Source organism: Streptomyces sp. NPDC015242, from assembly GCF_043079125.1.
Lineage (GTDB): Bacteria > Actinomycetota > Actinomycetes > Streptomycetales > Streptomycetaceae > Streptomyces.
On sequence record NZ_JBIBUF010000009.1, the window covers coordinates 70,026 to 85,459 of the forward strand.

The 15,434-nt window shown below is 72.0% G+C and carries 13 protein-coding genes; 5 read left to right on the top strand and 8 right to left on the bottom strand.

Features of this window, described 5'->3' with window-relative positions:
- The 4 genes from ACF07N_RS28370 to ACF07N_RS28385 form a co-directional block, all read right to left on the bottom strand.
- A complete protein-coding gene (locus ACF07N_RS28370) occupies positions 1 to 1,671 on the bottom strand; it encodes an alkaline phosphatase D family protein (protein WP_392118185.1) in 1,671 nt (556 codons plus the stop codon).
- Between the two features lie 92 nt (positions 1,672 to 1,763).
- Complete coding sequence (locus tag ACF07N_RS28375; RefSeq protein ID WP_392118188.1) at positions 1,764 to 2,582, bottom strand: thioredoxin domain-containing protein; 819 nt, start codon at positions 2,580 to 2,582, stop codon at positions 1,764 to 1,766.
- Positions 2,583 to 2,678: 96 nt separating this feature from the next.
- On the bottom strand, positions 2,679 to 3,374 hold the full coding sequence (locus ACF07N_RS28380; protein WP_392118191.1) for a hypothetical protein: 696 nt from the start codon (positions 3,372 to 3,374) through the stop codon (positions 2,679 to 2,681).
- A 69-nt stretch (positions 3,375 to 3,443) separates the two neighbouring features.
- Positions 3,444 to 4,772, bottom strand: coding sequence for a DUF2252 domain-containing protein (locus tag ACF07N_RS28385; protein WP_383333211.1), 1,329 nt, complete (start codon positions 4,770 to 4,772; stop codon positions 3,444 to 3,446).
- A 216-nt stretch (positions 4,773 to 4,988) separates the two neighbouring features.
- Here ACF07N_RS28385 and dnaE point away from each other — a divergent pair, with 216 nt between their 5' ends.
- Positions 4,989 to 8,528 (top strand): DNA polymerase III subunit alpha, encoded by a 3,540-nt coding sequence (gene dnaE / locus ACF07N_RS28390; RefSeq protein WP_383333213.1) that lies wholly within the window; start codon positions 4,989 to 4,991, stop codon positions 8,526 to 8,528.
- Positions 8,529 to 8,632: 104 nt separating this feature from the next.
- Here dnaE and ACF07N_RS28395 read toward each other — a convergent pair whose 3' ends face one another.
- Positions 8,633 to 8,797: a hypothetical protein gene (locus ACF07N_RS28395; protein WP_383333215.1), complete on the bottom strand. Its 165-nt coding sequence runs from the start codon at positions 8,795 to 8,797 to the stop codon at positions 8,633 to 8,635.
- 223 nt (positions 8,798 to 9,020) lie between these two features.
- Between ACF07N_RS28395 and ACF07N_RS28400 the strand changes: the two genes are divergently transcribed.
- From ACF07N_RS28400 to ACF07N_RS28415, 4 genes are all read left to right on the top strand, one after another.
- Entirely contained in the window at positions 9,021 to 10,232 is a 1,212-nt protein-coding gene (locus ACF07N_RS28400) for an NYN domain-containing protein (protein WP_383333217.1), read from the top strand.
- 122 nt (positions 10,233 to 10,354) lie between these two features.
- Positions 10,355 to 11,329 (top strand): ABC transporter ATP-binding protein, encoded by a 975-nt coding sequence (locus tag ACF07N_RS28405; RefSeq protein WP_383333219.1) that lies wholly within the window; start codon positions 10,355 to 10,357, stop codon positions 11,327 to 11,329.
- 100 nt (positions 11,330 to 11,429) lie between these two features.
- Complete coding sequence (locus ACF07N_RS28410; protein WP_383333221.1) at positions 11,430 to 12,251, top strand: ABC transporter permease; 822 nt, start codon at positions 11,430 to 11,432, stop codon at positions 12,249 to 12,251.
- Between the two features lie 56 nt (positions 12,252 to 12,307).
- Entirely contained in the window at positions 12,308 to 13,012 is a 705-nt protein-coding gene (locus ACF07N_RS28415) for an AAA family ATPase (RefSeq protein WP_392118196.1), read from the top strand.
- Positions 13,013 to 13,054: 42 nt separating this feature from the next.
- Here ACF07N_RS28415 and ybaK read toward each other — a convergent pair whose 3' ends face one another.
- The 3 genes from ybaK to ACF07N_RS28430 are packed head-to-tail and all read right to left on the bottom strand — an operon-like array spanning position 13,055 to position 15,377.
- Complete coding sequence (gene ybaK, locus ACF07N_RS28420) at positions 13,055 to 13,555, bottom strand: Cys-tRNA(Pro) deacylase (protein ID WP_383333225.1); 501 nt, start codon at positions 13,553 to 13,555, stop codon at positions 13,055 to 13,057.
- A gap of 23 nt (positions 13,556 to 13,578) precedes the next feature.
- The gene (locus ACF07N_RS28425; RefSeq protein ID WP_383333227.1) at positions 13,579 to 14,319 is read right to left on the bottom strand and encodes an LON peptidase substrate-binding domain-containing protein; all 741 of its coding nucleotides are present in this window, start codon (positions 14,317 to 14,319) and stop codon (positions 13,579 to 13,581) included.
- Between the two features lie 11 nt (positions 14,320 to 14,330).
- Entirely contained in the window at positions 14,331 to 15,377 is a 1,047-nt protein-coding gene (locus ACF07N_RS28430; RefSeq protein WP_392118782.1) for a hypothetical protein, read from the bottom strand.
- Between the last annotated feature and the right edge of the window lie 57 nt (positions 15,378 to 15,434).

A 15,434-nucleotide genomic window follows, 5' to 3' on the forward strand; every position in this document is an offset into this window, starting at 1 on the left:
TCAGACCGGGTCGTAGACGCGTTCGAGCTTCTGGGTGCCGCTGCGCGTGCGGTACGAGCGCGACCACTTGGCCGTGGCGTCGCGCCTGGCCCGGTCGGAGACGACGTAGTAGTCCATCTGCGCGCGCTCGGCCGTGATGTCCAGGACGCCGTAGCCGTGGCGGTCGGTGTCGACCCAGTGGACGTGCCGGTTGGCCGCGCGGATGACCGGTGAGGCGACCGCGGAGACCGTGCCCTCGGGAACCTTGACGATGTCGTCGAGGTTGTCCGAGGTGACCGAGGTGACCACGAACTCCGTGGCCGCCGACGGGGAGAGCGGGTACGTGCCCGCGTCCACCGGCACGTCGTTGGCCCACGCCATGTGGATGTCGCCGGTGAGGAAGACCGTGTTGCGGATGGCGTTGGCGCGCAGGTGCGTCAGGATCTCGCGGCGGTCGTCGGTGTAGCCGTCCCACTGGTCGGTGTTGAGGGCGAGGCCCTCCTGCGGCAGGCCCAGCAGCTTGGCCAGCGGCTTGAGCAGGTCGGCGGAGAGCGAGCCGATGGCGAACGGCGAGATCATCACCGAGTTGCCGACCAGCCGCCAGGTGGTGTCGGACGCCGTCAGGCCCGCCTTGAGCCAGTCGAGCTGGGCGCGGCCGGTGAGGGTGCGGTCCGGGTCGTCGACCTCGCCGTTGCCGACCTTCACCTGCTGGGAGCGGAAGGAGCGCAGGTCCAGCAGCGACAGGTCCACCAGCTTGCCGAAGCGCAGCCGGCGGTAGGTGGTGCCGGCGACCGCGGGACGCACCGGCATCCACTCGAAGTAGGCCTGCTTGGCGGCGGCCTGACGGGCGGCCCAGGTGCCCTCGGCGCCCTCCGTGTGGTTCTCGGCGCCGCCCGACCAGGCGTCGTTGGCGATCTCGTGGTCGTCCCAGATGGCCACGACCGGGGCCGCCGCGTGCAGGGCCTGGAGGTCCGGGTCGGTCTTGTAACGGGCGTGCCGGACGCGGTAGTCGGCCAGTGTGACGATCTCGTGCGCCGGGGCGTGCGGGCGGACGACCGTGCCGCGGGTGCCGTACTCGCCGGTGCCGTACTCGTAGATGTAGTCGCCGAGGTGCAGCCAGGCGTCCAGGTCGCCGCGGGCCGCGAGGTGCCGGTACGGGGCGAAGTACCCGGCCTCCCAGTTGGCGCAGGAGACCACGCCGAAACGCAGGCCCGGGACGGCCGCGTCGGGGGCGGGGGCGGTGCGGGTGCGGGCGGCGGGGGAGTCGGTGCCGCCGGCGGAGAAGCGGAACCAGTAGTCCGTGCCCGGCCGCAGACCGCGGATGTCGGCCTTCACGGTGTGGTCCGACGCGGCGGTCGCGAGGGTGGAGCCCTTGGCGACGACCTGCGTGAACGCCTTGTCCAGGGCGACGGTCCAGCTCACCTCGGTGTCCGGACCGAGCCCGGAGCCGGGTATCGCCTCGGGGACGGGCGTCACGCGGGTCCACAGCAGGACGCCGTCCGGCAGGGGGTCACCGGAGGCGACGCCGTGCAGGAAGGCGGGGGCCTGGTCGACGGCGCGCGCGGGCAGGGTGGCCGCCAGCGGTCCGGCCAGGACGGCGGTCGCCGCCGCGGCCTTGACGACCGTACGGCGGCGCGGGGTGAGGGAGTTGGGGCCCTCGGACGTGTTCGATGATCTGTATCGACTGGTCACGAGCGATCAGGTTACTGGTCGGTATGCACCGGAGCGGGCGAACTCCGGAAGTTCGCCCGCTCTTCACATGCCGGCCGGTCCCCGGCCCGCCGTCACTTCTTCAGGGCCTCGCCCACGACCCGGTTGAAGTCCTCCACCGTCATCAGCGGCGTGCCCTGGCCGTCGGCCGTGAGCTGCTTGCCGTCCATGACGAAGCCCGGGGTGCCCGTGACGCCGTCCTTGTTGTCGTCGAACGTCTTCGACATGGCCATCGCCCAGGCGTCGAAGGTGCCCTTCTCGACCGCGTTCTGGAACTTCTTGTTGCCCTTCAGCTCCGGGACGCTGTCCGCCACCTTGATGAGGTAGCTGTCCTTCTTGAACTCGTCGGAGGTCTCCTCCGGGTGGAACTTCGCCGAGTACAGCGCGGCCTTGTAGTCGAGGAACGCCTCGTCGCTGACGTTCAGGGCGGCGCCCAGGGCGCTCAGCGCGTTCTTGGAGCCCTCGCCGTTGTCCTTGTCGTCGATGAAGGTGGCCCCGATGAACTGCATCTTGTACTTGCCGTCGTCGATGTCCTTCTTCACGGTCGGGCCGACGACCTGCTCGAACTGGGCGCACACCGGGCAGCGCGGGTCCTCGTAGATCTTCAGGGTCTTCTTCGCCGAGTCCTTGCCGATGACGACCGTGGTGCCGTCGGTGCCCGTGGTGTTGGCGGGGGCGACGACCTCGGCGTCCTTCTTGGCCTCCCAGTAGCCCGGCTCGTTGCCCTGGACGACCGCGTAGCCGATGCCGCCGGCTATCGCCAGCACGCCGACGACGGAACAGGCGACGACGATCTGCCGCTTGGTCTTGGCCCGCTTCGCCTCGCGCTCGCGCTCGACGCGCAGCCGCTCGCGGGCCGCCGTCTTCGCCGACTGGCTGTTGCGCTTGCTCATGGTGGTGTTCTCCGTGGGGGACGCGCACACGTCGTGTGCGGGATGCGTAAGGGGGACTGCTCGTGCTCACAGCCGCGGTGCGTGAGGGCGGACGCCTCAGACGCGGGCGGGCGAGCAGGGCGGTCCGCGCCGTCCCAGGGAGTACGCGAGAACCAGGTCGCGGGCGGTGCGCGTGCGGTCGGCGGCGCGCGGTGACAGCCGGCGGCCGGCCGGACGCCGCCGCACCGTCACCGCGGCGACCGCCAGCAGCAGCGGCCGGAACGTCGTCGCCGTCACCGCGCCCAGCAGCTGGGCCAGGGCCCGCTCGCCGCGGCGCAGCCAGACGGCGGCCGTGAGACCGACGCCGAGGTGCGCCCCGAGCAGCAGCCAGGCCGTGGCCGGATCGGCGTGGGCGACCGCCGCCGCGAGCCGCTCCGTGCCCGTCGCCCCGGCCATCCGGGCCAGCGGGGTGCCGACCTCGCCGCCGCCGCACAGCACGTCCAGACCGACCGAGCGCAGCGGGCCCGCGACCGGGCCGCCCGCCCGGCCGTAGCAGGCGTGCTGGCCCGTGGTGAACACCGTGTCGGCGGCCAGCTCCAGCGGGATCAGCAGGCCGGCGATCCGCCCGAAGGAGCGCTCGCGGCCCGCCAGGGCGTAGGCGAGGACGAACACGGCGGCGGCGACCGCCGCCACCGTGCCCAGCGGCAGCGGGGCCCGGGACAGCAGCACGTGCGACGCGGTGCTGAGCGTCACGACCACGGCCGTGAACAGCGCCGCGCGCACGGCTCTGAGCGGGATCCCGGATATGTCCATAGCGAGAGAAGAGTCTGTCACGGGGGCCCGTAAGGGACCCCTAAAGGCATCCTGTGCGAGTCCGGTCCGTCACAGACCCGGGATCCGGCCGTTGCGGAAGAGGTCCACGAAGGCCTGGTGGTCGGCACGCGCGCGTGCGCCGTAGCCGTGCGCGAAGTCGACCAGCAGGGGAGCGAAGCCCTCCTCGTCGGCCGCGATCGCCGCGTCGATGGCCCGCTCGGTGGAGAACGGCACCAGGGACTCGCCGGACTGGTCGTCGGCCGCAGCGTGCATCGCGGCCGTCGCCCGGCCGAGGTCGGCCACCACCTGGGCGATCTCCTCCGGGTCGTCGATGTCGCCCCAGTCGAGGTCCACCGCGTACGGCGAGACCTCGGCGACCAGCTGGCCCGCGCCGTCCAGCTCGGTCCAGCCCAGCCACGGGTCCGCGTGCGCCTGGAGGGCCCGCTGGGAGATGACCGTGCGGTGCCCCTCGTGCTGGAAGTAGTCGCGGATCGCCCGGTCCGTGACGTGCCGGGAGACGGCCGGGGTCTGGGCCTGCTTGATGTAGATCACGACATCGTTCTCCAGGGCGTCGCTGTGCCCCTCCAGGAGGATGTTGTACGACGGCAGCCCCGCCGAGCCGATGCCGATGCCGCGGCGGCCGACGACGTCCTTCACACGGTAGGAGTCCGGGCGGGCCAGGGAGCTGTCCGGAAGCGTCTCCAGATAGCCGTCGAAGGCCGCGAGGACCTTGTAGCGCGTGGCCGCGTCCAGCTCGACCGAGCCGCCGCCGGGCGCGAAGCGGCGCTCGAAGTCGCGGATCTCCGTCATCGACTCCAGCAGCCCGAAGCGGGTCAGCGAACGGGCGTCACGCAGCGCGTCCAGCAGCGGGCCCTGCGCGGTGTCCAGCGTGAACGGCGGCACCTCGTCGCTCTTCGCGCCCGTGGCCAGGGCGTGGATCCGCTCCCGGTACGCGCCCGCGTACACCCGCACCAGTTCGGTGATCTGCTCGTCGCCGAGCGCCTTGGCGTAGCCGATCAGCGCGATGGAGGCGGCGAACCGCGCCAGGTCCCAGGTGAAGGGGCCGACGTAGGCCTCGTCGAAGTCGTTGACGTTGAAGATCAGGCGGCCGTTGGCGTCCATGTACGTGCCGAAGTTCTCCGCGTGCAGGTCGCCGTGGATCCACACGCGCGAGGTGCGCTCGTCCAGGTAGGGGCCGTCCAGGAGCCCCTGGCGGTCGAGGTCGTGGTAGAAGAGGCACGCCGTGCCCCGGTAGAAGGCGAAGGCCGAGGCCGCCATCTTGCGGAACTTCACACGGAACGCGGCCGGGTCGGCGGCCAGCAGCTCGCCGAAGGCGGTGTCGAAGACGGCGAGGATCTCCTCACCGCGGTGCTCGTCGTCGAGCTGCGGGAACGACATCGCTGGGTGCCTCCTGGTGCGTGCGTCACAGGGCGGCAGGTCCGCCCTCTGCCTAACGTGCGGGGGCCCGCGCGAGTGCCCGCGGCCCCCGCACGAAGGTACGCGGGTCAGGCCCCCGCGTGTCAGTGCCGAGGCATAGACTTCGACGCTGTCCCCCAGACTGCCCGCAGCCTGTCGGACGCCATTCGACCCGTGTTCTTCCTGGAGGCCGCAGCCGTGTCAAAGCCGCCGTTCACGCACCTGCACGTCCACACCCAGTACTCGCTGCTGGACGGTGCCGCGCGGCTGAAGGACATGTTCAACGCGTGCAACGAGATGGGCATGACCCACATCGCCATGTCCGACCACGGCAACCTCCACGGGGCGTACGACTTCTACCACTCCGCGCAGAAGGCCGGGATCACCCCGATCATCGGGATCGAGGCGTATGTCGCGCCCGAGTCGCGCCGCAACAAGCGCAAGATCCAGTGGGGCCAGCCGCACCAGAAGCGGGACGACGTCTCCGGTTCCGGTGGCTACACCCACAAGACGATGTGGGCCGTGAACAAGACCGGCCTGCACAACCTCTTCCGGCTCTCCTCCGACGCCTACGCCGAGGGCTGGCTGCAGAAGTGGCCCCGGATGGACAAGGAGACCATCGCCAAGTGGTCCGAGGGGATCGTCGCCTCCACCGGCTGCCCCTCCGGCGAGGTGCAGACCCGGCTGCGCCTCGGCCACTTCGACGAGGCCCTCAAGGCCGCCGCCGAGTACCAGGACATCTTCGGCAAGGACAAGTACTTCCTGGAGCTGATGGACCACGGCATCGAGATCGAGCACCGGGTCCGCGACGGCCTGCTGGAGATCGGCAGGAAGCTCGGCATCCCCCCGCTGGTCACCAACGACTCGCACTACACCTACGCGCACGAGGCGGGCGCCCACGACGCGCTGCTGTGCATCCAGACCGGCAAGAACCTCTCCGACCCGGACCGCTTCAAGTTCGACGGCACGGGCTACTACCTGAAGTCCACCGACGAGATGTACGCCATCGACTCCTCGGACGCCTGGCAGGAGGGCTGCGCCAACACCCGGCTGATCGCCGAGATGGTCGACACCACGGGCATGTTCCAGAAGCGCGACCTCATGCCCAAGTTCGACATCCCGGAGGGGTACACGGAGGTCAGCTGGTTCCGCGAGGAGACCATGCGCGGCATGCACCGCCGCTTCCCGGACGGCATCCCGGACGACCGCATGAAGCAGGTCGAGTACGAGATGGACACCATCATCTCGATGGGCTTCCCGGGCTACTTCCTCGTGGTCGCCGACTTCATCATGTGGGCCAAGAAGCAGGGCATCGCGGTCGGCCCCGGCCGTGGTTCCGCGGCCGGCTCGATCGTCGCCTACGCCCTCGGCATCACCGACCTCGACCCCATCCCGCACGGCCTGATCTTCGAGCGGTTCCTCAACCCCGAGCGCATCTCCATGCCCGACGTCGACATCGACTTCGACGAGCGCCGGCGCGTCGAGGTGATCCGGTACGTGACGGAGAAGTACGGCGCCGACAAGGTCGCCATGATCGGCACGTACGGCACCATCAAGGCCAAGAACGCGATCAAGGACTCCGCGCGCGTGCTGGGCTACCCGTACGCGATGGGCGACCGCCTCACCAAGGCCATGCCCGCCGACGTCCTCGGCAAGGGCATCAACCTCGACGGCATCACCAACCCCGAGCACCCCCGCTACTCGGAGGCGGGCGAGATCCGGGCGATGTACGAGAACGAGCCGGACGTGAAGAAGGTCATCGACACCGCCAAGGGCGTCGAGGGCCTGGTGCGGCAGATGGGCGTGCACGCCGCCGGCGTGATCATGTCCAGCGAGACCATCACCGACCACGTCCCCGTCTGGGTCCGGCACACCGACGGCGTGACCATCACGCAGTGGGACTACCCGAGCTGCGAGTCGCTCGGCCTGCTGAAGATGGACTTCCTCGGCCTGCGCAACCTGACGATCATGGACGACGCCGTGAAGATGGTGAAGTCCAACAAGGGGATCGACATCGATCTCCTGAGCCTCCCGCTCGACGACCCCACGACCTTCGAACTGCTCCAGCGCGGCGACACCCTCGGCGTCTTCCAGTTCGACGGCGGCCCCATGCGCTCCCTGCTCCGGCTGATGAAGCCGGACAACTTCGAAGACATCTCCGCCGTGTCGGCCCTGTACCGCCCGGGCCCGATGGGCATGAACTCCCACACGAACTACGCGCTGCGCAAGAACGGGCAGCAGGAGATCACGCCCATCCACCCCGAGCTGGAGGAGCCGCTCAAGGAGGTCCTGGACGTCACCTACGGCCTGATCGTCTATCAGGAGCAGGTGCAGAAGGCCGCCCAGATCATCGCCGGCTACTCGCTCGGCGAGGCCGACATCCTCCGCCGCGTGATGGGCAAGAAGAAGCCCGAGGAACTGGCGAAGAACTTCGTCCTGTTCCAGGAGGGCGCCCGCAAGAAGGGCTACAGCGACGAGGCCATCCAGGCGCTCTGGGACGTGCTGGTCCCCTTCGCCGGCTACGCGTTCAACAAGGCGCACTCCGCCGCGTACGGGCTCGTCTCGTACTGGACGGCGTACCTCAAGGCGAACCACCCGGCCGAGTACATGGCCGCGCTCCTGACGTCCGTGAAGGACGACAAGGACAAGTCGGCCGTCTACCTCAACGAGTGCCGCCGCATGGGCATCCGGGTGCTCCCGCCGAACGTCAACGAGTCGATGTCCAACTTCGCGGCCCAGGGCGACGACGTGATCCTCTTCGGCCTCTCCGCCGTCCGCAACGTCGGCACCAACGTGGTCGAGTCGATCATCCGGTGCCGCAAGGCCAAGGGGAAGTACACCTCCTTCCCGGACTACCTCGACAAGGTCGAGGCGGTGGTCTGCAACAAGCGCACCACCGAGTCGCTGATCAAGGCCGGCGCCTTCGACTCCCTCGGCCACACCCGCAAGGGCCTCACCGCCCAGTACGAGCCGATGATCGACAACGTGGTCGCGGTCAAGCGCAAGGAGGCCGAGGGACAGTTCGACCTCTTCGGCGGCATGGGCGAGGACGAGAGCAGCGAGCCGGGCTTCGGGCTCGACGTGGAGTTCTCCACCGACGAGTGGGACAAGACCTATCTGCTCGCCCAGGAGCGCGAGATGCTCGGTCTGTACGTCTCGGACCACCCGCTGTTCGGACTGGAGCACATCCTGTCCGACAAGGCGGACGCGGGCATCTCCCAGCTGACCGGAGGCGAGCACGCGGACGGCGCGGTCGTCACCATCGGCGGCATCATCTCGGGCCTGCAGCGCAAGATGACCAAGCAGGGCAACGCCTGGGCCATCGCCACCGTCGAGGACCTCGCCGGCTCCATCGAGTGCATGTTCTTCCCCGCGACCTACCAGCTCGTGTCGACCCAACTCGTCGAGGACGCGGTGGTGTTCGTCAAGGGCCGCCTCGACAAGCGCGAGGACGTGCCGCGGCTGGTCGCGATGGAGCTCATGGTCCCGGACCTGTCCAACGCGGGCACCAACGCGCCCGTCGTCCTCACCATCCCGGCCACCCGGGTCACCCCGCCGCTGGTCAGCCGCCTCGGCGAGGTGCTCAGCCACCACAAGGGCGACAGCGAGGTCCGGATCAAGCTCCAGGGACCGACCAAGACGACCGTGCTGCGCCTGGACCGGCACCGGGTCAAGCCGGACCCGGCGCTCTTCGGTGACCTGAAGGTGCTGCTCGGCCCGTCCTGCCTGGCGGGCTGAGGCGCGGCCGCGGAAGGCGGCTTCCGACGCACGTGAGGGGCGTACCCGGTACCTGGTACGCCCCTCACGTATGTGCGTGGGTCTCATCACCCGTCACACGGACGTCAGTTGTGGCCGAAGCTGCGCTTCCGCTTGCGGGAGGCCACGTCGCCGGGGGTCAGCTCGACGTCGGTCTGCGGCTCCGCCTCCATCGCGGGGCTGCGGTCCGCCCGCTGCCCGCGCTCGGTCGGACGCTGCTGCTTACGGTCACGGTTCTTGTTCTTGGCCATGGTGATGCCTCCTGTGGGGGATCTAGGGGCCAGGGCCGCGACCAGATTCACACAGGCCGACAACGATCGCATGTCGGACAATTACCCTGCGTGACAGGGGTAGTCGGAGGAGGGCGGGGCGAAACGCCACGCCGAAGATCGAGTTCCGGCCGTTAACCTCCGCGCCGTCGGGCAGACTCGAAGCAAGCCCCGAAGCAAACCTCCTGGGAAGAGGGTGAGTCGCGTGGACCGCTGCATCGTCCTGGTGGACGCCGGGTATCTGCTGGGAGCCGCGGCGAGCCTTCTCGCCGGGGAGCCCTCGCGGTCCCGCATCACGGTCGACCACACAGCCCTCATCCAGGGGCTGCGCGAGCGTGCCGAATCCGACACACAGCAGCCCCTGCTGCGCATCTACTGGTTCGACGGCGCCCCCGACCGCGTCCCGCAACCCGAACACCGCAGGCTGCGCGTGATGCCCCGGGTCACCGTCCGGCTCGGCGCCCTGACCCGCAGCGACGGCCGCTGGGCGCAGAAGGGCGTGGACGCCGCCATGCACGCCGAACTGACCGAACTGGCCCGCAACCGCGCCTGCTCCGACGTGGTCCTGGTGACCGGCGACGGCGACCTGCTGCCCGGCATGATGGCCGCCAAGGAGCACGGCGTCGCCGTCCACCTGTGGGCCGTGCAGGCCGCCGACGGCGACTACAACCAGTCCGAGGACCTGGTCGCCGAGGCCGACGAACGGCGCGTGCTGGACCGCGCCTGGATCACCAAGGCCGTCCGCGCCAAGGAGCACACCGGGGTGTGCGCCCCGCAGCCCGCGCCCCGGCCCGAGATCGCCGCGATTCTCTCCGCGCCGCTGCCCGACTCCGCCCTCGCCGCCCCGCCCGAGCGGCCCGCCCCGCAGCCCCCGCACCCGGTGCCCGGCCCCGGGCAGAACGGCAGCGAGGAACGGGTGCCCGCCGCCAAAGGAGTCCCCACGCCCAAAGACCTCGCCGCCCTGCGCGCCCCCGGCCCCCCGCCCGCCCAGCCCCCCGCCTCCGCCACCCTCCGCTGGTCCTCCGACAAAGGCTGGGTCGACCGGCCCGCGGCCGAGCCCCCCGAGGCCGCCTCGATGCCGACGCTCGCCCAGCTGACCACCGCCGAGCAGCGCTGGGCCGACCGCGAGGAGGACATCACCACGGTCGGCGGCGACCCCTTCGAGGTGGGCCAGGTCTTCGCCCGGCGCTGGGTGGAACGCCTCGGCGACCAGAGCCACCTGCAGAAACTGTCCGGCATGTACCCGCGCATCCCGCACCGCGTCGACGGCGAGCTGCTGCGCTACGCCGCCCGGTTCGGCCTGCTCGCCCACAAGGACGACCAGATCGACGAACGCGACCGCTACGCCATCCGGGCCGGTTTCTGGAAGGAGATCGGCGTGCGCACGGGCGTGGAACACGCCCCCGTCGGCGACTGAGGCCGCACCGGCCGATGTGCCGCTGTCGGCCGACCCGGGGGCGGACCGGGGCCGCCGACCCCGTAGTCTCGTCCCTTGTGAGTACGCGCGCGGCACAGGCATTTCGGCACGATGGCGACATCGTGTGCGCGGTGCGCGGGCTGACCAAGACCTATCCCGCGGTGCGGGGCCGGCGCGGCACGCCCGCCACACCCGAGGTCCGGGCCACGGACGACGTGCGGCTGGAGATCCGCCGCGGCGAGATCTTCGGTCTGCTCGGCCCGAACGGCGCGGGCAAGTCCACCCTGGTGCGCCAGCTGACCGGTCTGATGCGGCCCGACGGCGGCAGCGTCGAGATCCTCGGGCACGACATCGTGCGCCACCCGGAGCGGGCCGCGCGGATCCTCGCCTATCTCGGCCAGGAGTCGACCGCCCTCGACGAACTGACCGTCTCGCTCGCCGCCGAGACCACCGGGCGGCTGCGCGGCCTGGACGTCCGGCGGGCGCGGGCCGAGCGGGACGCCGTCCTCGACGAACTCGGTCTGACCCCCCTCGCCGGGCGGCCCCTGAAGAAGCTCTCCGGGGGCCAGCGGCGGCTGGCGTGCTTCGCCGCGGCGCTGGTGGGGGAGCGGCCGCTGCTGGTGCTCGACGAGCCGACCACCGGCATGGACCCGGTGGCGCGGCGGGCCGTGTGGTCCGCCGTGGACCGGCGGCGCGCCGAGCGCGGGACGACCGTGCTGCTCGTCACCCACAACGTCATCGAGGCCGAGACCGTGCTGGACCGGGTGGCCGTCCTGGACCGGGGGCGGGTGATCGCCTGCGACACGCCCGCCGGGCTCAAGGAGCAGGTGGCCGGCGAGGTGCGGGTCGACCTGGTGTGGCGGGACACGGCCCCGCTGCACGTGCCCGAGGTGGCCGCGCTGCGCGACCGGGCCGCGGAGTCCGGCCGCCGCTGGACGCTCCGGCTCGGGCCCGAGGAGGCCCGTGCGGTCGTCGCGACCGTCACCGGAGGGGCCGCCTTCGCCGCCCTGGACGACTTCACGCTGGCCACGCCGAGCCTGGAGGACGTCTACCTGGCGCTGGGCGGTGCCGCGCGGCAGGGGCTGGTGAAGGCATGAGGAACGTGAGGAACACCGAGACCTTGAGTGCGTGGGCCGCCGCGTACGTACCGAACAGGGCGACTGCCGCAGTGGACCCGACGAAGGGGAGCAGCGCGACGTGAGTGTCGTACCCGCCGATGTCCTGCCGGGCGGTGCCCTGGCCGTGGAGGAGCCCGCCGCGGGCGCGGCCGAGCTCGCGCCCCGGGCGCGGCTGTGGCCGTCCCTGGCCGCCGTGTACCGGGCGCAGCTGTCCCGGGCGCGGGTCGCGCGGATCCCGCTGCTGTTCGTGGCGACCTTCCAGTCCGTCGGGATCATGATCCTGATGCGCGGGGTCGTGGACGACGGGGCGGAGGCGCAGGCGGTCGTCGCCGGTTCCTCGGTCCTGGTCGTCGCCTTCGTGGCGCTGAACCTGCTGGCGCAGTACTTCGGGCAGCTGCGCGCCAGCGGCGGGCTCGACCACTACGCGACCCTGCCGGTGCCGCCCGCGGCCGTGGTGCTGGGGGCGGCGGGCGCGTACGCCTCGTTCACCGTGCCCGGGACGGTCGTGACGGCCGTGTTCGGGTGTGTGCTGTTCGGGCTGCCGCTCGCCCATCTGTGGATCCTCGTGGCCGTCATCCCGCTGGCGGGCGCCGCGCTCGCCGGGCTCGGCGCCGCGCTGGGGCTGCTCGCGCCGCGGCCGGAGCTGGCCACGCTGCTGGGGCAGCTGGGCATGTCGGCGGCGCTGCTGCTGGGCGTGCTGCCCGCGGACCGGATGCCGGAGGCCGTGCGCTTCGCGCGGGACCTGCTGCCGTCGACGTACGGCGTCGAGGCGTTCGCGCGCACGTTCGGGACGGATCCCGACTGGGCGTTCGTCCTCGGCGACCTCGCCGTGTGCGGGCTGGTGGGCGTCGTCTCGCTGGCCGTGGCCACCTGGGCGTACCGCCGGGCGGCCGTCCGGTGAGCGGGGAGGGGTCGTCCGGTGACGCGGCGCACAGGCGGGCCTGGCACGATGGCAGGGTGACCGCACCACTGACTCCGCCACCGCCACCGCACGACGATTCCGCACAGGGCGCGTGGCAGCCGCCGGCCGGGGCGTCCGGGGCTCCGGCTCCCGGCTCTCGGCACGCCGAGCACGCCGAGTACACCGGACACGGCTGGTACTGGCAGGACGGCCCGGGGATGAGGACCGAGCTGCGGGAGGCCGGGCTGGTCGCCGTCGCCGTGGCGCTCGGCGGGGTGCTGCTGGGCGTGCTGTGGTGGTGGTTCGCGCCGCACGTGCCGCTGGTCGGGGACGTGACGGACGGGAACTGGGTCGTCTACCTCAAGGACACCGAAGGGGAGCAGGCCGTCGGGGTGGACGGCACGTTCACCCTGCTCGCGCTGGGCTTCGGGGCCGTGAGCGCGCTGGTGGTGTTCCTGCTGCGGCGGCACGGGGGCGTGCCGCTGGTGGCGGGGCTCGCCGTCGGCGGACTGCTCGGCGCGCTGCTGGCCTGGCGGGTCGGGGTGTGGCTCGGACCCGCCGAGGACGTCGTCGCGCACGCGCGTGAGGTGGGGCGCGGGGTCACGTTCTCCGCGCCGCTGAAGCTGGGGGCGAAGGGGGCGTTGCTGGCGTGGCCGCTGGCCGCGCTGGTCGTCCACCTGGGGCTCACGGCGCTCTTCGGGCCCCGGGACCCCGAGCCGGAGTTCGGGCCCGGGGCGTATCCGCCGAAGACGGCCGCCTAGCACCCGGCGCCGGGGCGTCGCGCGGCCCGGCCGTGGCGAACCCTAGCCGCGGCCGATCGGCGCGAGCACCGCTTGCGTCAGTTCGGCCAGGGTCTCCGGCGCCAGTTCCACCTCCAGGCCCCGCCGGCCCGCCGACACGCAGATCGTCGCGTGCGCCGACGCCGACGCGTCGAGGACCGTCGGCAGTTTCTTGCGCTGGCCCAGCGGGGAGATGCCGCCCCGGACGTAGCCCGTCGTGCGTTCCGCCAGGGCCGGGTCGGCCATGGTCGCGCGTTTGCCGCCGACCGCCGCCGCCAGGGCCTTGAGGTCCAGCTGGCCCGCCACCGGCACCACCGCGACCGTCAGCGCGCCGTCCACGTCCGCGACCAGGGTCTTGAAGACCCGGTCGGGGGAGACGCCCATCGCCTCGGCCGCCTCCTCGCCGTAGGACGGGTGCGCCGGGTCGTGGTCGTAGGCGTGGACCGTGTACCGGGCTCCCGCCGCGGTGAGCGCCACCGTCGCCGGGGTGCCGCCGGACTGCTGCTTCTTCGACTTCTTCGCCATGCGATCCGCTCGCTCCGGACTGTTCAGTTGAGACTGGTCGTGCCGCGCGTCAGGTCCGTCGCGGGCAACGACGGCAGACTACGGATGATCGCCGTCTCGGAGCGAAGGAGTTTCAGCTCGTCGCGCAGCCGGGAGGCCGTGTCGGGAGCCTGCAGCAGGCGCTGCTTGGTGGGAGTGTCCAGCATCATCGCCGCGGCCACCAGGTACGACACCACGCCCGGCTCGTCGGGCAGCTCCGCGCCGGTCGCCAGGGAACGTTCGCGCGCTCCGGCCAGCCGTTTCTGGTACTGCCGGAAGGACCGCAGCACGCCCTCCGCCAGCGGGGCCGCCTCGTCGCCCGGCTCCTCCGTCAGCGTCTCCAGCTCGGCCGTCAGGAACGGCCCGGACGCCTCGACCGACAGCAGCCGCACCCGGGTCGTGCCCGTCGCCAGCACCTCGAAGGAACCGTCCGTGCGCTCCCGGATCGTCGCCGCGTCCGCGATGCAGCCCACCTTGTGGAAGGCCTTGACCGGGTCGGTGCCGAAGCCGGCCGCCGGCCCCCGCTCGGGCAGGGCCGTCGGGTCGGGCATGCCGGGCGCGCTCGGGGCCACCTCGTGGCCGTCGCGGATCGCCACGACGGCGAACCGGCGCGGTTCGTCCTCCGGCGTCTTCAGCAACTCGCGCATCATGGCGCGGTACCGCTCCTCGAAGACGCTGAGCGGCAGCACGAGCCCCGGGAACAGCACCGAGTTCAGGGGGAAGAGGGGAAGCCGGACGGTGGTCACGACGCAAAAGCCTAATGGTCGCCGGCGCGGTCTCGTCCGCCGCGTTCACTCCGTGGATGCCGGGAGGGTTCCCCGGCCGCCGCGGAGCGGATGTCGTCCCTGACGCGCAGGAAGTGCCCGAGCGGGTCGTCCGACACCCGGTCCCACGGGAACGAGGTGGCGTACGGGCCGTTCAGGCGCAGCTGCTCGGCGGCGTCCGGCCAGCGCTCCAGGCACACCAGCACGAAGAGGAGCAGGTTTCGCATCCGGGCCGGCCAGGGGTCGGCCGCCGGCAGCAGCGGGGACAGCGCGATCGCCCGGTCGGCGGCCGCGTCCAGGCGCTCGCGCGGCACCTCCGGTCCGCAGTCGGCGGGTCCGCAGTCGTCGGTGAGGTAGCCGAAGGCCGCCCGCAGCGGGAGCGCCTGGACCAGCGCGCCGGCGGGCGCGTCCTGCGCGGCCCGGTCGGCGAAGTCGAAGCACTCGCGGTGGGAACCGTGCCAGGAGGCGGCCAGGTAGCGCAGGGCCGCCACATGGCAGCCGTAGTGGTGCGGGGAGCGGCGGACGGCCGCCGCCCACAGCTCCTCGAAGTACTTGTGCCCGGCCTGGGCGCCCCGCGCGTGGTCGAGCGCGAGGCGCCACGGCACCGGGTCCCGCTGGTCGCCCCGGGCCGCCGCCGTGATGAGCGGGCTCACCTCGCGCAGCAGCTCGGTCCGGGCCGGCGACTGCCAGGCCCGGTCCACCGCCAGCTGGGCCCCGACCAGCAGGGCGTCGGGGTCCTGCGGTGCGGTGGCGAGCCAGGCGTCCAGCCACTCGGGGCGCGAGCGCGCGAAGGCGGCCAGCCGGGTCACGTACCGGTCGCGCCGCTCCCACTCGGCGGCCGCGCGCGTGGCCAGGAGGAGGCCGGCGGCCGGCCCGTGATCGCCGCGGGCGGCGGCGACCAGCGCCGGGCTCAGCCGCGCGTCGGGCGCGTCGAGCAGCACCTCGTCGTCGGCGCGTGGCCCGCTGACGGGGTGGGAGGCGGTCCTTGTCATCCGGCCCGGGCGGATGAACGGCAGCTGCATGGCCATGGTGCCGACCATTGAAAGTCGGCTGGTCATGACGGCGCCAGATCGTTCCGGGAAGTCGCGGAAAGTTGT